We start from the raw sequence: 19878 nt of genomic DNA, 5'->3' as shown, positions 1-19878 counted from the left end.
TAATTTTTCAATTAAAGTTTTCGGTTCAAAGGCTTGATCAACAATAAACTGTACTGCATTAATTTCATCATCATGTTCGTGTTCTTCTTCGTGATCATGATGACTCGGACGACTCTCTAAATGGTCTTCGACTGCTGCATTAAACCCCAACAAAAGATTAGTATCAATCTCTCCTTGCTGACAAGAAACAATTTTCACACCTGCGGGAAGTTCTCGGTGTAACCATTCTCGAACTTGGGTTAACGAATTTTCATCTACTAAATCCGTTTTTGTTAATAAAACCAGATCCGCACAAGCTAATTGATCTTCAAATAACTCTTCAATGGGCGTTTCATGTTCCAAATTCGGATCAGCTTGGCGTTGAGCTTCTAAAGCTTCTAAATCTCCCACCAAAGTCCCCGCAGCTAATGCTTGAGCATCCACTACCGTCAGAACCCCATCAACGGTTGCACTATTGCGAATTTCCGGCCAACGAAACGCTTGTATCAGGGGTTTAGGTAAGGCTAATCCAGAGGTTTCAACCAGAATACAATCAATTTTATCACGTCGCTTGAGAAGTTCCTGCATCGTCGGATAAAATTCTTCTTGAACCGTGCAGCATAAACAGCCGTTTGTTAGTTCGACAATATTATTTTCTGGGGTTTCGTCTTCTTCGCAAATTTGACAGGAACGTAAGAGTTCCCCATCTATTCCCATTTCCCCAAATTCATTCACTAAAACGGCAATTCTCCGTCCTTGATTATTTTGCAAAAGATGACGAACTAAGGTGGTTTTACCTGCTCCGAGAAAGCCGGTCACGACGGTAACGGGTATTTTGTGCATAGCGTTTTTTGAGGATTTTTTACAGGTGAGAATCAGTTGATTGAAGATATTAACCGAGCAATGTTGTTGCTAGAAAAGCCGCACCTACACCACAGATTGTAAATCCAGCAAACCGCAGATTGAGATTGGGTTGATCCGGAATGGTTTTCAGAGTGAATCGTCCGATTTGATAAGCTATTAAACTAACAATCAGTTGCACAAGAGCAAAGCCTGATAAATAGGCAATGAGCGGTGTCATTTGCGCCCCAACAATGGCTTCTCCGTAAGCATAACCATGAAAAATTCCAGCGAGAATACTGAGGCTAATTAACCCTACTAAATTGGGGCTATTTTTCTGGGTGAGCAAGATTCCAAACGCGAGTACAGAAGCAGAAATTACCACTTCTGGAACAGGTAAATTAACATTTAAAAGATGAAGTCCGGTTCCGCTAAGAGTTGCTAAAATAAACGAGAAGGGAATGAAAAAGCCGGCTGTAGAACCTTTGAGTGCAGCGAATAACCCGATAGCCACAACAAAGGTAAAATGATCTAAACCGATGACGGGATGAGCTAAACCCGAGAGAAATCCTTCCAGCCAATTTGAAGGGGTTTCACCGCCAAAAGGATGATGAGCGCTGGCGGGGGAAGCGATAATCATCAGGCTGAGACTTAATAATAAGCCGACAGCAATAGAAGAGTTGAGTTGAAAATTTCTGAGTTTAGACATCTTGATTGAATTCAATTTTAATGAGAATAAAACAACCTGCTGAGGAAAGCAGTTCCTCCCTTGATTAACTTGCTTTCCACACAAAAATAGACCCCAATAACTGTTAGCCAGCCAGGGGGAAAGGTGAGTTAAGATCTGGATTTAAACTGTTGAAAATTATTAACTTCCCGATGTAGCGGCGGAAGTCTAGATTGCCAGCAATCAAAAAAAATCACATTCAACACTATCTGTACCTCGCAGACGCGCTCACGGTGGACTGAGATGATCGGCGGGCATTCTGACTCTGAGAACGTGCAAGCGTCTCATTACAGTTGCGGGACAGCGCCAGATTTCCACTGGACTTTCCCCCTTAAGTCTGATAGCTGACCCCTATCAGAACCGATCTATCCCTAAACAATATCACAGATAGGAGCAATTGCTGCGTTTATTTACAAGTTGAAATCAAAATTAATTGAAAAGAGGAAGATTAAGCGGAGGTAGATGATCGAAGTTGTTTGAGAGGAAGTTAGGCAATGTTGTTCGTGTTATTGAAATATTTGTTATCAGATGGGGAAGCACTGAGTTGAGGATTTTGACGTTCAACCAAGGGCGGCGCAGAAAGACGATACTGCACGGTGGGTTTATTGAGTTCAACCCCCTCAAAATGAGGAGTATAGCGATCGCTACGATGCCCATTGGCTTGACGTTCGAGGTAGGATAATGGCAGGACAATCGGCCATAAGACGGTGGCGAGTCCGAGAACTATCCAAGAACTGGTGTCAGTTTTGGGAGTTGATTGATCTTTGAGGAATGTTTTGAGAGCGTGAGAAAAAAAGACCAGACCGATTAAAATATAGCCCCGAATTAAAAGAGTCAGAATCATCATTTTGAAACTCGATTCCTTACGGAAATGAAAAAACAGAGGGATTGTCCCAAGTCTTTTCAGCCTAACAATTTTTGTTGATAACCGCCTCCGTTAATTTTCTAGTTTTCAGTTCAACAGCAAGTATGATCTTCTGAAATTTTTTATGTAAAAATACGGAAGCCAGTTTGAGCAATTGAGCAGAACCGTCGTTCTATTCGGGTGGTGTGTTTTCATCCTCGGGAGTCGGCGTTGGCTGAGTCGGTGCAGGTAAAGTCGGTTGAACACCATCTTTGATTTTGACAAAAGCATCATAACGAGTGCTGCGATCGCTGACAACTGCTGCTGTTACCCCAATAGAACGAATTGCATTGCTCCAAACCGCTTGTTGGGGAGGAAGCTGAGGTAAAGACAGATTTCGCCGATCAAAGACTCGTTCGACATCCACAAAGAAACTGCCATTATTCGGACTCAATTCAGTGGGTAGCGTTCCCTTGAATAAGGGATTTGAGGTAATCACTTCTGAGGGTAGCGGTAAAATTTGATTAGCCACAGGCGCTCCCAAGGTGGCAAACAGCACATTTTCATCCAGCCAGCCACGAGTTACACTAAATCCACCGTAGGGAGAGGTCCACTGGATTACAGGTTTGCCTTGAATTTGAGTAGATTCTACCTGAAATTTTTTGGACTTCATCACCTGATCCAACTTTTCTAAAGTCGTTTCAGCCGCTTTGCGATCGCTGGTTTCGAGCATCAAAGCCAATCCCGCCGAAAACTTTTGTGGGGTTTGTTTGTTCGGAATTGCTGGAATTAATGACAGGGCAAATTCTCCGCCCATCCAACTCAAAAAGTCTTTTTCTAAATCCATCTCAGTGGCTTTTTTTAAGCTGGAACTGAGCGCTTCTGGACTTAAAGGTGCAATCGGATTTGAAGCCGCATCTTTACTGTAATCTTGCCACAATCGCTGCAAATTTCCGCCTGCCATGACCATGATGGCATTATTCGGAATCCGTCGCAGCATATTCTGAGATTTGTTTTCAACCACTAGGGTTTTTTGACTACTGGGTTTGTACCAAGAAATGCCTTTAAATCCAATTCCTCCTGATTCTAAAACCACACTGCTGGCAAATCCTTGATGCTGCTGCAATTTTTCTAAATTTTCGGGCGCAATGGGTTGAGCGGAGGTGAAAGAGGCGACACTCGCAGCCACCGGAATATTCAGATAAATTTCTGCAAAAGCTCGGGAAGTTTTAATTTTTTCGATCGCACTTGCATAGCCTGTGGTTTTGGCAATGGAGGCTTCTCCGCGAAAAGTATCAATGGTGCGATCTGTGGCGTTTGCATCGGTTGTCACGAGTAGAAACTTTTCACCCAAGACGGCGATTGAATAATTTTGCGTCGGTAAGCCTTGGGTTTCTATAATTTCAATCCCGCGATAGGTACGCTCGACGACATCACCTTCTGTGAGTAATTTCGGTTGAGCGAGGACTTCTTGGGCTTTTTGAGGGTTGTCAATGGGAAACACCATCACCATTGCGGGTTCTGTGGGGGAAGAAGGGGGTGAGTCTGGTTTGGGGAGTGTACCGGAGGTGATGGTTTGATGGGGTAGCCATGCTACCATGACTTGATCTCCCACCCAAGGTTGAATGTCTTTTTGGTAGTCAAAACCACTGTTGGTAAACAGGCGATCGCGCCATTGTCCGATGGTTTTGTTGAGAGCGGCTTTAGATTCTGTCGTGCCGTACTCGCGCAGTTTTTCCCACTGTTTAGGTTCGGTGGAGAACGAAACCGCCATCATTGCATCTTGAGGCACAATAGTCGCCCCAATGGGAACGTTTTCGAGTGCTTTTCTCGAAACGACAACGTAGTAGGTAGCGAAACCCCCTCCGATCAGAAGGGCAGCCGCTCCCAGGGTCAGCCAGAGGGATGATTTGTTTTTGTACATCATGGGGGGCAACGATTTAAAACGGATAGTGAGCGGAAGAACAGATTAACTTAACTATAAAACGCATAGATATAGACTTCTTACAGATAGCTTAATCCGTTTTTCCTTATAAGAATCTGTTTTCTTGACGTTCGGTGATGGTCTTTGATCTTCCAAACTATCACATATCAAAGGGAGATTTGGCAATATCTCTATTTCATATGAGATCTCTATGACGGTGAGGGTTGCATTTTTTGACTTTCCGACCTTCAACTTTCTTTGACTTCTTTCTTAGGTTTCAAGCCCGAAAAGTCTTCAAACCAACCTCTTCGCCAAAAGAACATAAATAAACTAATTCCAACTGCAAACATCACCCCCAAGCAAATGGGATAACCCCAAGACCAATTTAATTCGGGCATATTCCAGGGAGAGGCTTCTGGATTGAAGTTCATCCCATAAACTCCGGCAATGAACGTTAAGGGAATAAAAATGGTCGAAATGACGGTGAGAATTTTCATAATCTCATTCATTTTATTGCTTATTGTGGACATATAAACATTGATCATATCTGCGGAGAGTTCGCGATAGGTTTCGAGCATTTCTAGGATATTAATCGTATGATCATAACAATCCCGTAGATAGACTCTAACCCTTTTGTTAATTAAGCTTGTGCGATCGCGAATTAAAATATTAATCGCTTCTCGTTGCGCCCAAATTGCCCGTCGTAAAACCAACATTTCTTGTTTTATTTCATAGATTTTTCTCAACGTATCAGAAGTGGGTTTAAACAGAACTTCATCTTCTAATTCTTCGAGTTGATCGCTGTAGTATTCTATCACGGGAAAAAATCCATCAATAATCGCATCCAAAATGGCATAAGCCAAATAATCCGATCGATGCTTGCGGATGCTACCCTGATTATTGCGAATCCGATCACGCACAGGTTGTAAGCAGTCGTATCGGGGTTCTTCCTGAACGGTTATCAGGTAATTCTCTCCCAAAATCAAACTCACCTGTTCTCGATGCAGCGTCATGGAGTTTGGTTTGAGCAGAACCATCCAGGCAACGATAACAATTTGATCGGGATCTTCATAGTAAACGACTTTAGGACGTTGAGGAACATTCACCACATCTTCTAAAGCCAAGGGATGAAACTTAAAAATCTCCGACATTTGTTGCCAAGTTTCAATATTTCCCAATCCTTGAATATCCAACCAAGTGACGGTTTCTGTTGTCAGGTAGGGAATACAGTCTAGAGGTTGATTGAGTAATACCCGTGTAGATTTCGTGGAGTCATAGTTAATCAGGACTATTTTCGGCTGCGGGTCATCAGGTTCAAGGTCAAGCTCTCCCGGTATTGTTCCGGGTTCATCATAGAAATAGTCTAAGTTTGAGTCCTCTTCCTCTTCTTCAGTTAAGTATTCTGTCGTCGGGGAAGGAGTAAGACTGTGTGCCATAGGATTCCATTCTCACAGGTTGAGTTGAGATTTTGGATATTTTCTAGGATTTGATCGCCGAGACAACGGCTCAAACCCTCTGAAAACAGCATTCCCCTGAACCCCGAGCAACAACACCATTAAGCCCTTTGAAACTGGGGTTGATTCTGCACGTACTCGAGTAAACCTTCACAGGCATCTAGTAAAATATCAATGACCCGATTGAATCCTTCAGAGCCACCATAATAGGGATCGGGAACTTCCTTGATCCGGTGATGGCGACAGAACTCGCACATCAGCTTAACTTGATCTCGATATTGACGGGTCGGATCGAGGTCAAGAATCGATTCATAGTTATCTTGATCCATTGCCAAAATCAAATCAAAGTCTTCAAAGTCTTNTAAAATATCAATGACCCGATTGAATCCTTCAGAGCCACCATAATAGGGATCGGGAACTTCCTTGATCCGGTGATGGCGACAGAACTCGCACATCAGCTTAACTTGATCTCGATATTGACGGGTCGGATCGAGGTCAAGAATCGATTCATAGTTATCTTGATCCATTGCCAAAATCAAATCAAAGTCTTCAAAGTCTTGTCGCCTAAACTGGCGTGCTTGGCCTTTTAGGACAATTCCTCGGGCTTTAGCTGCGATACTCATCCGAGCATCGGGGGGACTACCGATATGATAACTAGAAGTTCCGGCTGAATCACAGATAATCGAGCCAGTTAGATCCGCTTGATCAATCAGGTGATTCATAATATTTTCTGCCGAGGGGGATCGGCAGATATTCCCCAGGCACACAAATAATANTGTGTGTTAAAGACGTTATTTATCTTGATCCATTGCCATAATCAAATCTAATTCTTCAAAGTCTTGTCGCCTAATCTGGCGTGCTTGGCCTTTTAGGACAATTCCTCGGGCTTTAGCTGCGATACTCATCCGAGCATCGGGGGGACTACCGATATGATAACTAGAAGTTCCGGCTGAATCACAGATAATCGAGCCAGTTAGATCCGCTTGATCAATCAGGTGATTCATAATATTTTCTGCCGAGGGGGATCGGCAGATATTCCCCAGGCACACAAATAATAATTTATAGGGCATCGCTCAAGGGCTAGAATTTCGGGTTACATTCCGGGCAGATTCAGTCCCCCTGTCAACTCTTCCATGCGAGAACGCATGGTAGCGGTAGAGTTGTCGTAGGCTTGTTGCATTGCTTCTAAAACCAGTGCAGAGACGACTTCCGCGCCTTCACCCATAACATCGGGTGAGATTTCCACACGACGGGGTTCTTGGTTGCCACTCAGATAGACTTTCACTAAACCTCCTGCGGCTTCTCCAGGAATTTCTAGGCGATCTAAATCTTCTTGAAGCTTTTTCGCTCCTTCTTGAACCTGTTGAGCCTTTTTGAAAGCGTCGGCTAGTTCTTTCATTTTGCCCATGCCGAAGCCAAATCCTTGTCCTTGCTTTGTCATAATTCTATCCCGTAGCGCCGTTGGACGCTTCCAAGTTGTACTCTATTTTCTCAAAAAACTTTCAGTCCAGCACTCAAGCATTTTCTCTGATTCTCAAGAGAACTGCAAGAGTCCGGTCTAGTTTTTGATGGTGTTAGGAGCCTCTGCCACCTCCGAATCACATTATAGTGCCAAGTTTCATCAAAAGATGGAAAACGAATCAGTTTCGATCAAAATTTTAGCAATTGCGATCTGTATGTGAGTGATGAACACCTCACCCCCTGACAAGATTTAGAGGCACCGTCAGATGTTTGTCAATTTTATCGTATTTTTCCGGCTTCGACAGGCAACAGGCCAAGTCGGAAGTCCGTTCAGTTGAGGGTTCAATCAAGCCTGTAGTCTCAAGACCTAACGCTGCGGAATTGCTTAGGACTGTTGAAACTCTCCGATAATCCTGACTTCCGGTTCTAGCAAGTAAGACCAACGCTGTTCAACCTGTTGTTGAACATGGCGGATCAGTTGGAAGATATCGGTAGCCGTTGCGCCGCCACAATTGAGAATAAAATTGGCATGGCGTTCAGCAACTTGGGCTCCCCCGATTTGGTATCCTTTTAAACCAGCTTGTTCAATCAACCAACCTGCGGGTTGAGATCCCGGGTTGCGGAAGACACTGCCACAACTGGGCAGATGATAGGGTTGAGAGTTGCGCCGTTTTTGCAGTTGTTCTGCGGTATCTGCTAAGACCTTGGCGGGGTCTGCACCCGGTTTCAACTCAAAAGTCGCTTGTAGGACAACGCGATCGCTATTTTGTAAATTAGAAGTCCGATAGCGATAGTCCAAATCTTTAGCCGTTAAGACTTCTAATCGGCCAAAGCGGGAGAGGATGTCAGCTTTGACGAGAATATCGGCGGTACAGCTACCATGAGCGCCTGCATTCATCACCACAGCCCCGCCAACGGTGCCCGGGATACCAACAGCCCATTCTAGTCCTTGCCAACCCAAGCGGGCAGCTTTCCAAGCCAAACGGGGCAAGGATTCGCCGGCAGCGGCACTCAATCGTCCGGTTGCTAAATCAAAATGAATGTGGCGCAAAGCCCGAGTGCCAATCACTAACCCCGATAAACCCTGATCGCTGATTAAAAGATTTGATCCGCCTCCCAGTAAGGTCGTTGAGAGTCCAAGTTCTGCTGCCCATTGTAAACTGGCTTGGATTTCATCGAGATTTTTGGGGGCAACATACCATTCAGCCGGGCCTCCAACTCGATAGGAGGTAAAGGAAGCTAAGGAAACTTTTGATTGAATCAAACAGTCTCTTCCTAGCAAAGCAATGCAGCTTGGGGCTGCTTGGCAACTGTCGGGAGCAGATTGCCTGTTGACCTGACCTGGAGAGTCGTAGGAAAGCGTCATAACCATAACAAATAATTCAAATGCTCATCAATCGAAACAACAGCACATTGAGAGTTCCTTCACCGAGTTGAGCGGGCTGATGGTTGCCGTGGCTCTACCTCGGGTTGATGCTGACTTTGATAGAAGGCGAGCGCCTCTGGGATAATTTTGTTGAGGTTGCCTGCCCCAAGAAACAGAGCCAAGTCACCAGGTTGAAGAATTTCGGTCAACAGGGTTTTAACTGAGTCCAAGGATTGTCGGTAGTCCACTTGAGGGTGATAGGTAGCAATTAAATCGGCCAACTGTTGTCCGTTGATCTGAGTCGTGTTGGGTTCCCCTGCACTGTAGATGTCCGTGACGACAACCCGGTCAGCATCGCTAAAGCATTGGGCAAATTCCGACAAGAAGGCTTGAGTACGGCTGTAACGATGGGGTTGAAAGATCGCCACAACCCTTTTAACTTGGGGGTTGCTAGGGGAACCCGGGGTTTTGCGAAGACGAGCCGCAGCAAGAGTCGCCCGAATCTCACTGGGATGATGGGCGTAGTCATCGACAAATAGGATACCATTGCAACTCCCCCGATGCTCAAACCGTCGTTTTGCTCCTTCAAAGGTGGCAATGGCTTGGGCAATGCTGGAGAATTCTAGACCTAAGTATCGTCCAACGGCAACTGCCGCGAGAGCATTTTGCAAGTTATGCTGACCGAGTAACTTGACGTGTAACTCACCCAACAGTTGACCCCGCTCCCACACTTGAGCCTGGGAACCCTCTGAGTGATATTTCACAGCCTCAACGGTATAGTCGGCACCGGAATTGGGGTTGAGGCTATAGCTAATGTGGGGTTGAATCCGCTCTCGTAGGGTTTGGCAGTCAATACAGCCAATTAGGGTTTTGCAATGCTCGGCAAACACTTCAAAGGTTGAAACGACTTGATCGAGACTTTCATAGTGATCGGGGTGATCGAGTTCGATGTTGGTGATGATTCCAATCGCTGGGGCAAATTTGACTAGAGATCCATCGGATTCATCGGCTTCGGCGACTAGGTAAGGACTTTGACCTACCCGGGCATTTCCTTCCCAAGCACTGACTTCACCGCCGACTAAAATGGTCGGATCTAAGCCTGCTTTGAGCATCATGTAGGCGATCAGACTGCTGGTTGTGGTTTTCCCATGAGTTCCTGCTACGGCGATACTCTGGTATTCCTCGATCAAGGCAGCCAGTAAATCCGAACGGTGAAAGATTGGACATCCCAACTCCAGAGCCGCTTTGTACTCGGAGTTTTCTGGATGTATGGCAGTCGAACAAATGACTTGCGGTAAGTGCATCGAGGGTGATGCTTTGCCGTTGACCTTCGGTTCAATCATTCCGGTTGTGATCATTACCGCTTGCTCTGATCCGTTCGTCTGCCCCAAGTTTAAGCTTTTCGGGGTGCTGTTTGGATCGATTTTAGGGGCAAAAGCCGCAAAATTGCTGGCATCTTGACTCCAAAAAATATGAGCGCCCAAGCCTTGCAAACGCTGGGTGATATGGGTCGTTTGCAAGTCCGAGCCAGAGATTGGCAGGTTGCGCTTTGCTAGAATATAGGCAAGAGCAGACATCCCGATTCCACCGATGCCGATGAAATGAAAGGGTCTGCCACTGAAATCAACAGAACTAGGCATTGATCGCTCCTTAACACACCACACCGCGCCAATAACAGGCGATATCATATCAAGAATTGTTTTTTCCCGATACAGTTTGGTTAATCTTTTCTCAAGAAGCATTCTACGCCATCCTTCACGAAGAGGGGGCGAAATGCTTTAGTAGTTGTATACTATATCCCTTGTCTCTAGGCAAATACCGGATTCCTGTTGAGAAAATTTCGAGGGGATAGAAGGGGGACAATCAAATTGGGGATCAGCTTGTGGGGTATAAGCACCCGAACTAACAAGGGCCTTGGAGTCAAAACCCTCTCCTGTAGGGGGATTTCGCTGATGTAGGGGGCGACCTGTTGCATCTCTACAAGAAGTTTGGAAAGCTAAACGTAAGAATGGGTCTGCCTTTAGGGTATGATTGGGGTCATTAGAAACCTAAATCATAAAAGGCTCGTGCCTGAGTTGGGCAATGCCATTGTTAGGAGGAACAAGGTGATTAAAGTCGCANGTCAAAACCCTCTCCTGTAGGGGGATTTCGCTGATGTAGGGGGCGACCTGTTGCATCTCTACAAGAAGTTTGGAAAGCTAAACGTAAGAATGGGTCTGCCTTTAGGGTATGATTGGGGTCATTAGAAACCTAAATCATAAAAGGCTCGTGCCTGAGTTGGGCAATGCCATTGTTAGGAGGAACAAGGTGATTAAAGTCGCAATCAATGGTTTTGGACGGATCGGACGCAACTTTGTGCGTTGTTTGTTGACTCGCGAGAATAGTAATCTCGATTTGGTCGCAATTAATGATACCTCAGACCCCAAGACAAATGCTCATTTACTGAAGTATGATTCGATGTTGGGGACACTCAAAGGGGTTGATATTCAAGCGGATGAAAACTCGCTGACTCTCAACGGAAAAACCATTAAGTGTGTCTCTGATCGCAACCCCCTCAATTTACCCTGGGCTGATTGGGGTGTTGATTTGATTATCGAAGCAACAGGCGTCTTTATTAGCGAAGAGGGCGCTTCTCTGCACTTACAAGCCGGTGCGAAGAAGGTATTAATTACAGCCCCTGGTAAAGGCGGAAAGATTGGTACTTTCGTGATGGGTGTTAATGACAGCACCTACAAACACGAAGATTACAACATCCTGAGTAACGCTAGTTGTACCACTAACTGTCTCGCTCCTTTTGCCAAAGTGCTACACGAACACTTTGGGATCGTTAAAGGGACAATGACGACCACCCACAGCTACACTGGGGACCAACGCATTTTAGATGCGAGTCACCGGGATTTACGTCGGGCTCGGGCTGCGGCGATCAACATTGTACCGACTTCAACCGGAGCTGCTAAGGCGGTGGCTTTAGTGATTCCAGAACTGAAGGGGAAACTCAACGGAATTGCTATGCGGGTTCCGACTCCTAATGTCTCAATCGTAGACTTGGTGGTTCAGGTTGAGAAGAAAACTTTTGCTGAAGAGGTCAATCGAGTCCTACAAGAAGCAGCAGAAGGCCCACTCAATGGGATTCTCGAATACAGCGATCTGCCTCTGGTTTCCAGCGACTATCGCGGACGGGATGCTTCCTCTATCATCGATGCTAGCTTGACGATGGTGATGGATGGTGACATGGTGAAAGTTATCGCTTGGTACGATAACGAGTGGGGCTACAGCCAACGAGTTGTAGACTTGGCTGAGTTAGTCGCTAAACATTGGCCGGCTGCCTAAAATGAACTTGGGATTAAGGATTAGGAACTCGGATGCTAAAGTCGAGCCATCGATGAAAAGGTAGCTTGTTCCTACTCCATTATCCCTGCTTCCGAACGGTCAGGTGGATTTTTTAATTGAAAATTAAGCTTTGCACCGAGCAAATCTTTCAAAAGTGCTGAAATCCTTTGTTCAAAACAAGGAGAGTTTCTGTCTGAGGTGACATCTGATTAACGAGAAGAATTTGGGAGTCAGGGGTTGTTTTTCCTACAACTGCTGCTCCCCCTCCCAATTTCTCAACGAACTGTTCGGCTAAGGCTAAAGGAAGACACAAGACTAACTGAAAATCTTCGCCTCCATACAGCGCCCAGTCTAAAGCCTCTGAGGGAGATACAAGCTGTTGTAAAGCAGCCGAAAGGGGTATTTGATGGCTGTGTATTCTCGCCCCGACGTTGCTAGCTTGACAGATTTGTACAATCGCATCCGCTAAACCATCGCTACTATCCATTCCGGCGACTATCACTCCTTCGGGGAGTATTTCTTGTAAAATGGCGATCGCATCGAGTCTGGGTTGGGGTCGTTGATGGGCTTGAATTAATGATGAACGTTGCCCCTGGCTTAAAGATTGTCCCATCTCTGGCTTCAGCAATAATTCTAACCCCGCCCTGGAATCTCCATGCACTCCGGTGACAACAATCCCATTTCCCGCTTGGCCGGTATTTCGGCGAATGGCAGACTGAGGGTTAACTTGTCCAAAAGCGGTAATGGAAACACAACGCACGGCAGACTGACAGATATCTCCCCCAACGATAGGCGTATTAAAGGGTTCTAAACATTCAGATATTCCCTGATAAAATTCCTCAACCCAAGCAACAGGGGTATCACCTGTTAACCCCAACGCCACCGTAATTCCCAACGGAGTCGCCCCCATCGCTGCAATATCCGATAAATTCGCCGCAGTCGCCCGCCAACCGACATCACGGGCTGAAGTGGTGCGATCGCTAAAATGCACCCCATCGATTAACATATCTGTAGTCACGACTAAGGATTCATCCGGTTTGGGGGTAATAATCGCTGCATCATCTCCGACTACTTCCACTGGACAGAAACCCTTGACAATCGCTAATAAGCCTTGTTCACCAATATCTTGAATATTCATAGTAAAAGAAACAACTTTTCCTGATAGGATATTGCTTGATTCCTGAAAATTTAGGGAATAGATCAAATTAGGACTACCTCCATGATCACAAAAGATCTTGACAATATCAGCCTCCTAGCCTTTCAACAACCGATCAACTGTTGTAATGTAACAGCAGTCGCTTATGCGTTAACAGCGCTGGGACATTCGACCTCTGTTGATGATATTTTTTATGTGACCCGATTACCAATTGCTTCTGTTCTTGATGACGGGATGACTCTGGCAGAGACCTACGATACCTTCATCAGTTATATCGAAAATGGCAAATTACCCTTTTCTGTCAGAATGGAGTATTTCGACCAACGAAATATGACTTTTGAGGCTTTTATTCAAGAAATTGAAAGGGCAGTTTCTGATGACAAAGATATTCACATCTTAAACTTTAGTGTGAGCATCGCTCACGATAATTTCAATCTAGGTGGTGGTCACTTCTCCTTGGTGGNACCTTCATCAGTTATATCGAAAATGGCAAATTACCCTTTTCTGTCAGAATGGAGTATTTCGACCAACGAAATATGACTTTTGAGGCTTTTATTCAAGAAATTGAAAGGGCAGTTTCTGATGACAAAGATATTCACATCTTAAACTTTAGTGTGAGCATCGCTCACGATAATTTCAATCTAGGTGGTGGTCACTTCTCCTTGGTGGCTGATTTTGATCCCAATACACAGGAAATCACAATAGCAGATACCAACCCTAAGAAATATACTCGCTTTTGGAAGTGTCCTGCTGAACGAATGTATAAGGCTTGTGTAGACAAAGATTCTTCTTCTACCCGCTCTCGTGGAATGATTATTGTTCGCAAAAATGACAACTCCCAGCAATAAAAATTAATGTAAAAACAGAGTTGATGATCGGCAGAGCTAGCTTCTAAAATGAGTTGTAAATCTCTGTCGTCATCTATTCGTAATTTTATGTAAAGTTTTAGGTATCAACTCAAATGGTATCCTAATCCAATAGGGGTTAGAGACGTTCCCCTGGAAGGTTTCTAGCACTTTGTACTGGATTCTCTACAAACAAATCTATGAGATTGCCTGATGGCCCCAGGCTACCTGCGTTAGTCCAAACCTTACAAATTATCGCCCAACCGACCCAATTTTTAGAACGGTGTGCGAACCAATTTGGAGATTGTTTTACATTGCGGGTACTCGGTTTAAACTCACCTCCGATTGTCTTTTTTAGCAATCCTGAAGCCATTGAAGCGATTTTTAACACCGATGCGGATAAATTTGAACTCGGCAAAATAACCCACGTTTTTCAACCGTTAACGGGTTCTCAATCTTTGATATGCACCGATGGTAAACGCCATCAACGCCTGCGTAAATTAGTGATGCCTCCTTTGCATGGTCAACAACTTCCTGCCTACGGTAAAACTATTTCTAATTTAACCCTAAAAGTAACTCAAAACTGGTCTCCGGGTGATTTTATTGCCATTCGAGATTATACCTCCAAAATCGCTTTAGAAGTCATTTTGCAAGTTGTTTTAGGACTGAAGGAAAATCAACGTTATTTTCAACTCAAGCATCGAATTGAACCCTATTTAGAAAGTGTCAATCAACCTCTTAATTCAATTCAGTTTTTCTTACCGCCTTTACAACAAAATTTAGGAACTAGAAGTCCTTGGGGAAAATTTCTCCAACGCCGACAACAAATCGATGATTTAATTTATGCTGAAATTGCCGAACGTCGAACAAAACCCCTCGGGGAAGATGTACTTTCGCTGTTAATTTCCGCTAGAGATGAAGCGGGTAAACCTCTAACAGATGAAGAACTTAGAGATCAATTAATTACGTTATTACTGTTAGGACATGATACCACAGCATCGGCTTTAGCTTGGGCGTTTTATTGGATTCATCGTTATCCTAAAATTCTCGATCAATTAGTGGAGGAATTAAACGGTTTAGATGAAAATCCTGATCCGATGGATATTGTCCAACTGCCTTATCTGAATGCAGTTTGTCAGGAAACGTTACGCATTCATCCCATCGCGTTAATTTCTCAACCGAGAGTTGTTAAAGAAAGTGTCAAAATCGAGAATTATCAGTTTAAACCGGGTACAATTTTAGTGCCATGTATTCATTTAGCCCATCATCGGGAGTCAGTTTATCCGCATTCTAAACAGTTTAACCCAAATCGTTTCCTAGAGCAAAAATTTTCGCCCTATGAATATTTACCGTTTGGGGGCGGAAGTCGTAGCTGTATCGGAATGGCGCTTTCTTTGTTTGAAATGAAGCTAATTTTNCGGGAGTCAGTTTATCCGCATTCTAAACAGTTTAACCCAAATCGTTTCCTAGAGCAAAAATTTTCGCCCTATGAATATTTACCGTTTGGGGGCGGAAGTCGTAGCTGTATCGGAATGGCGCTTTCTTTGTTTGAAATGAAGCTAATTTTAGCAACCCTGTTGTTAAACTATCAGTTAGCGTTTAATCAAACTCATGTTGTTAAACCTGTTAGACGAGGGATAACGATAGTTCCTTCGAGTAATTTTAGACTCACGGTGTTAACCGGAAAACAAACCAAGATTTCAACAAAAGCTGTAAATTTTTAAGTTCATCTCTACTCATTTAAACTCAAACTATGACAACAAAACTGATTACTGAAAACAATCAAAATAAGCTTTGGTTAGCGGCAATTAAACCCCCCATGTATAGCGTGGCAATTATGCCGATATGGTTGGGGACAGCTATTGCTTGGTTTGAACAAAAATATATCAACTTGGCAGTTTTTACAACATTTATTAGTGCGGCTATTTTAATTTTAGCCTGGGAAAACATTCATAATGATGTGTTCGACTCGGAAACGGGAATTGACAAAAATAAAGCCCATTCTTTGGTTAATTTAACCCAAAAAAAGAATTTAGTTTTTGTGATTGGTTTACTGTGTTTAACGGTGGGAATACTAGAAATTCTGTTAATTTGTTGGTGGCAAAAAGACTTTACGGTTATTGGTTTAATTTTGGGTTGTTGTTTCCTGGGATATGCTTATCAAGGGCCGCCTTTTCGCTTAGGTTATCAAGGTTTGGGCGAATTTCTCTGCTTTTTTGCCTTTGGACCGTTGGCGGTTTCTGCGGCTTATTATAGTCAAACTCAGAGTTGGTCAAGTGTCAGTTTTGCGGCTTCTATTATTCTGGGAATTTCGACAACTTTAATATTATTTTGTTCCCATTTTCATCAAGTCGAAGATGATTTAGCTGCGGGGAAATATTCCCCAATTGTTCGTCTGGGAACTCAACGGGGAGCGCAACTTTTGCCGATATTTTGTGGTATAATCTTTGCAATTACCGGGATTGGTGTTATTTTAGGAACGTTTCCGGTTTGGACGTTATTGAGTTTTGTGGGTTTACCTTCTGCGATTAAACTTTGTCGCCATGTGGGTTTAAATCACGATAAACCGGAGTTAGTTAGTAACTGTAAATATATTGCGGTTTCCCTGCATTTTTGGAGTGGGTTGCTGTTGGGGTTGGGGTTTGTGATTCATTTCTAAACGATAAACCCGAGATTTTTGTAGGGGCGGGTTTAGCCAGGTTGTTTGTTAGATGAATAAATCGATGTGAACCCGCCCCTAGACTGTAAAAAAACCGCAGCAATAAGAGACAGAGAATTAATTCTCTGGCTAAAATTATAAGTCCTCTCAAGAGGACTATTATATTGTGTAAAAAGGATTAAAAAATAGGCATTCAGCAAGCAAGATGCTTGCACGAAAAGGTTGATTCTCTTAACTCCCCTCTCGATTAATTAATCGTCCTGAACCTGACACCTTTTCCCTGTCCTCGTAGGAGAGGGTTAACCAGAGGTTTAACTCCAGCCAATTTTAACCGCAACAAACAGAAAAAACATCGCCCCTAAAAACAGATAAACCATTAACGGCATTATCCAACGTAACCAAATTTCATAGGGGATTTTGGCGATAGAAAGGACACCCATTGTTACCCCACTGGTGGGAATAATTAGATTATTTAAACCATCTCCCATTTGAAACGCTAATACTGCGGTTTGTCGAGAAATTCCGAGTAAATCACTCAACGGTGCCATAATAGGCATGGTTAACGCTGCTTGTCCTGAACCGGAGGGAACAAAAAAGTTTAAAATGGCTTGAAACCAAAACATCGCTTGTACTGAAATCACCGTAGGTAAACTTTCAACAGTTTGGGTAATTTGAAATAAAATAGTATCGATTATTTTCCCTTCTGTCGCGACGATTAAAATCCCCTTACAAAACCCCACAATTAAACAAGCCATCATCATCTCTTTTGCACCATCTACAAAAGCGTTTGTGGTTTGAGAAAGGGAAAGTCCACCAATTAACGACGAAAAAATTCCTAAAGCAAAAAATAATCCGGCTATTTCGGTAATATACCATCCTTGAGTTGTGACACCCCAACCGAGGATTAATATTGTTAGAAAAAATAGGATTAAAACGATTATTCTATTAACAGTGAGGGGATATTCTCGAACTTGTTTTTCTAATGGGGTTGCGGTTTCAACGGAATATAACAGACTATTTTCTCGACTAACATCTTGACGATAAATATACCACAAAATATAAGCGATCGCCATCAAAGAAAACACTGCCCAAACTAAGAGTCTGTAGCGAATTCCACTAAATAACGGAACTTGAGCAATTCCTTGGGCAACGCCAACGGTAAACGGGTTTAAAAATGCTCCTGCAAAGCCAACACCCGCCCCAACAAAGGGAATAGCAACCCCTGTTATTGTATCATAGCCTAATGCTTGGGCTAAGGGAATGGTAATTAATACAAAAACTAATATTTCTTCACTCATTCCAAAACTACCTCCACAAAAGGAAAAAGCGAGGATTAATAGAGGAATAATCACCCATTTGTAAGCCGGGTTTCTAACGGTTAAATTGACTAATTTTTCGAGTCCAGCATCAATTGCACCTGTGGCGTTTACTATTCCAAATGCACCGCCAACAAAGAAAATAAAAGCAATCACTTCAGTTGCAGAAATAAATCCTTTTACAGGGGCAATAAAAAAGTTTAAAATATTTTGAGGTGCCGGGGTGACAACCTGATAAGAACCTGGTACAACAATACTTCTATTTTCAACAATTTCACGGCTATATTCTCCGGCTGGAATTATCCAGGTTAGCACAATTACCAGAAGAAGAATAAAAGAAGAAATCACTAGAGTATCCGGTAACTTAAATTTGTTCATTCGGTTTGGAATGGGGCTAAACTGACTCCAATAGATATTGTATACTTTAGGCGGTTAAAAGAGATTTATTTATCGCAAAAATTAATCATTTAGGGGCGGGTTTATCTGAATCTATTTGTTTTCCCAAATCTCGGGGTTAACCCGCCCCTACGGTTGGTGTTTTTGGGAATTTTCAGGTTAAATAATTCCTTCTAAAAATTCGGGTTTTAAATCTCGTTCCATCAACGCTTCTACAGCTTCTTGGGGGGTAATTTTATTGTTTAATAGCTGATAAACTTGCCAAGAAATCGGAACAGTAATCTGTTCTCTGCGGGCAATTTCAATTAATACATTGGTTGTATTAACGCCTTCGGCGGTACTTCCCAACTCTGATAAAACTTGTTCTAAATTTTTCCCTTGGGCGAGTCCATAACCGACGCGATAATTGCGGCTTAAAGGACTATTACAGGTTGCTAACATATCCCCTAAACCTGACAACCCAAAGAAGGTTTCTGCTTGTCCACCCAGATGCGTTCCGATTTTAATAATTTCGGTTAAAGCACGGGTTAATAATCCTGATTTGGCATTCGTTCCTAAGTGTAAACCATCACAAACTCCGGCTGCAATGGCAATCACATTTTTTAACGTTCCGCCTAATTCTGTGCCTAGTGGATCGGGACTGGTATAGACACGAAAACGCTTAGAAGAAAGTAGCTGCTGTACTATTTTTGCTGCATTCATATCTTGACAAGCAACAACCGTCGTCGCAGGTAATCCTTGTTCAATTTCTTTGGATAAATTAGGCCCTGAAAGTACAACAATCGGATGATCAGAACAACAATTTGACCAAATTTTTGAAGGGGTATAAGTTGTCTCGGTATCCAGTCCTTTTGTTGCGGTAACAATGGGAATATTATCTTTTAATTTTGTCTCTTTAATTTGAGTGGCAATAGGGCAAACTCCAGGCATAGAAACCGCAGAAAGCACTAAATCTGCATCTGCGATAATTTCCTCTAAAGAATTCTCATTACTCCGTGACCAAACCTGCACTTGATGACCATTATAACGCGCTAAACCTGCCAACGCTGAACCCCAAGCCCCCGAACCTAAAATAGCAATTTTTTGTGGAGAATTAGCCGTTGAATCGAGATTTTTTTGAGGATTTGGGTTGAGGTTAGATTGCATAATGAATTCACCAATAGAAAAAGGGGTTGGGTGTTGGGTTAAATCTAAAATATACCTTATATATACAGAACTGGCATCAAACCCAATGCTATTAAGGAGAAGCAATCAGACGCGATCGCCCTGACCGAAAATAATGGGATACAAGCCCCGTCCTTCTAGGACGGCTTTTTTTGATTCTTAATGTATTGAATCAGTACGTCAATAGGTGCGCCGCCAACGGAGATAGCAAAATAACTAGGACTCCACAAAGCTGTTTTACCATATGGTTTTTCAACCCTGCTTGCCCATAACGGCGACTTGAAACACCTTTTAAGGCGTTCACAATTTTAGACACAGAAAGTTTGGGAGGGTATTCAATCAATGCGTGTATGTGTTCATCCTCGCCATTGATTTCTAAGATTTGAAAGTTCATTTGTGTTGCTACGTGGCGAAATA

At 43.4% G+C, this 19878-nt stretch carries 15 protein-coding genes, 5 pseudogenes and 1 riboswitch; of the genes and pseudogenes, 5 read left to right on the top strand and 15 right to left on the bottom strand.

Annotated elements, in window-relative coordinates:
• The 11 genes and pseudogenes from cobW to murC form a co-directional block, all read right to left on the bottom strand.
• The coding region (gene cobW / locus WN50_RS05200) for a cobalamin biosynthesis protein CobW (protein ID WP_049558243.1) at nucleotides 1–822 on the bottom strand (822 nt) is incomplete at its 3' end.
• Between the two features lie 49 nt (nucleotides 823–871).
• Entirely contained in the window at nucleotides 872–1528 is a 657-nt protein-coding gene (locus tag WN50_RS05195; RefSeq protein ID WP_046278523.1) for a HupE/UreJ family protein, read from the bottom strand.
• A gap of 250 nt (nucleotides 1529–1778) precedes the next feature.
• Nucleotides 1779–1926, bottom strand: a riboswitch (cobalamin riboswitch).
• 107 nt (nucleotides 1927–2033) lie between these two features.
• The gene (locus tag WN50_RS30775) at nucleotides 2034–2393 is read right to left on the bottom strand and encodes a hypothetical protein (protein ID WP_152964712.1); all 360 of its coding nucleotides are present in this window, start codon (nucleotides 2391–2393) and stop codon (nucleotides 2034–2036) included.
• Nucleotides 2394–2583: 190 nt separating this feature from the next.
• Entirely contained in the window at nucleotides 2584–4317 is a 1734-nt protein-coding gene (locus tag WN50_RS05185; protein WP_046278525.1) for a DUF3352 domain-containing protein, read from the bottom strand.
• A gap of 245 nt (nucleotides 4318–4562) precedes the next feature.
• A complete protein-coding gene (gene corA, locus WN50_RS05180; protein WP_046278526.1) occupies nucleotides 4563–5750 on the bottom strand; it encodes a magnesium/cobalt transporter CorA in 1188 nt (395 codons plus the stop codon).
• Between the two features lie 119 nt (nucleotides 5751–5869).
• A pseudogene (locus WN50_RS35825) lies at nucleotides 5870–6129 on the bottom strand (arsenate reductase/protein-tyrosine-phosphatase family protein); the annotation flags it as partial.
• Between the two features lies 1 nt (nucleotide 6130).
• Nucleotides 6131–6543, bottom strand: a pseudogene (locus WN50_RS35140) (low molecular weight protein-tyrosine-phosphatase); the annotation flags it as partial.
• Nucleotides 6544–6565: 22 nt separating this feature from the next.
• Nucleotides 6566–6838, bottom strand: a pseudogene (locus WN50_RS05170) (arsenate reductase/protein-tyrosine-phosphatase family protein); the annotation flags it as partial.
• A 23-nt stretch (nucleotides 6839–6861) separates the two neighbouring features.
• Entirely contained in the window at nucleotides 6862–7209 is a 348-nt protein-coding gene (locus WN50_RS05165; RefSeq protein ID WP_046278528.1) for a YbaB/EbfC family nucleoid-associated protein, read from the bottom strand.
• Nucleotides 7210–7614: 405 nt separating this feature from the next.
• Nucleotides 7615–8601, bottom strand: a complete 987-nt coding sequence (murB, locus tag WN50_RS05160) for a UDP-N-acetylmuramate dehydrogenase (protein ID WP_046278529.1) — start codon at nucleotides 8599–8601, stop codon at nucleotides 7615–7617.
• Nucleotides 8602–8654: 53 nt separating this feature from the next.
• Entirely contained in the window at nucleotides 8655–10235 is a 1581-nt protein-coding gene (gene murC, locus WN50_RS05155) for a UDP-N-acetylmuramate--L-alanine ligase (RefSeq protein ID WP_046278535.1), read from the bottom strand.
• Between the two features lie 667 nt (nucleotides 10236–10902).
• Between murC and WN50_RS05150 the strand changes: the two genes are divergently transcribed.
• Nucleotides 10903–11925, top strand: a complete 1023-nt coding sequence (locus WN50_RS05150; RefSeq protein WP_049558239.1) for a type I glyceraldehyde-3-phosphate dehydrogenase — start codon at nucleotides 10903–10905, stop codon at nucleotides 11923–11925.
• Nucleotides 11926–12073: 148 nt separating this feature from the next.
• On the opposite strand, the gene thiL is transcribed toward WN50_RS05150, so the two are convergent.
• Nucleotides 12074–13063, bottom strand: a complete 990-nt coding sequence (thiL, locus tag WN50_RS05145) for a thiamine-phosphate kinase (RefSeq protein WP_046281148.1) — start codon at nucleotides 13061–13063, stop codon at nucleotides 12074–12076.
• Between the two features lie 482 nt (nucleotides 13064–13545).
• On the opposite strand from thiL, the gene WN50_RS05135 reads away from it, so the two are divergent.
• From WN50_RS05135 to menA, 4 genes and pseudogenes are all read left to right on the top strand, one after another.
• On the top strand, nucleotides 13546–13929 hold a 384-nt coding region (locus WN50_RS05135), incomplete at its 5' end, for a phytochelatin synthase family protein (RefSeq protein WP_049558247.1).
• Between the two features lie 197 nt (nucleotides 13930–14126).
• Nucleotides 14127–15343: pseudogene (locus WN50_RS05130) on the top strand (cytochrome P450); the annotation flags it as partial.
• Nucleotide 15344: 1 nt separating this feature from the next.
• Nucleotides 15345–15650 (top strand): cytochrome P450 (locus tag WN50_RS35820; protein WP_152964713.1); only part of this gene is annotated, 306 nt, incomplete at its 5' end.
• A gap of 29 nt (nucleotides 15651–15679) precedes the next feature.
• Nucleotides 15680–16585: a 2-carboxy-1,4-naphthoquinone phytyltransferase gene (menA, locus tag WN50_RS05125; protein ID WP_046281151.1), complete on the top strand. Its 906-nt coding sequence runs from the start codon at nucleotides 15680–15682 to the stop codon at nucleotides 16583–16585.
• Nucleotides 16586–16896: 311 nt separating this feature from the next.
• Here the strand turns inward: menA and WN50_RS05120 are convergent, their stop codons facing one another.
• From WN50_RS05120 to tnpA, 3 genes and pseudogenes are all read right to left on the bottom strand, one after another.
• Entirely contained in the window at nucleotides 16897–18279 is a 1383-nt protein-coding gene (locus tag WN50_RS05120) for a YfcC family protein (protein ID WP_046277470.1), read from the bottom strand.
• A gap of 177 nt (nucleotides 18280–18456) precedes the next feature.
• Nucleotides 18457–19443 carry an NAD(P)H-dependent glycerol-3-phosphate dehydrogenase gene (locus WN50_RS05115; RefSeq protein ID WP_082172316.1) on the bottom strand — a complete coding sequence of 329 codons (987 nt, stop codon included), beginning with the start codon at nucleotides 19441–19443 and terminating at the stop codon, nucleotides 18457–18459.
• A 155-nt stretch (nucleotides 19444–19598) separates the two neighbouring features.
• Nucleotides 19599–19878: pseudogene (tnpA, locus tag WN50_RS05110) on the bottom strand (IS200/IS605 family transposase); the annotation flags it as partial.

Source organism: Limnoraphis robusta CS-951 (assembly GCF_000972705.2).
The sequence above is the reverse complement of the archived record's forward strand: the minus strand, read 5'-3'. Positions and strand labels throughout refer to the sequence as shown.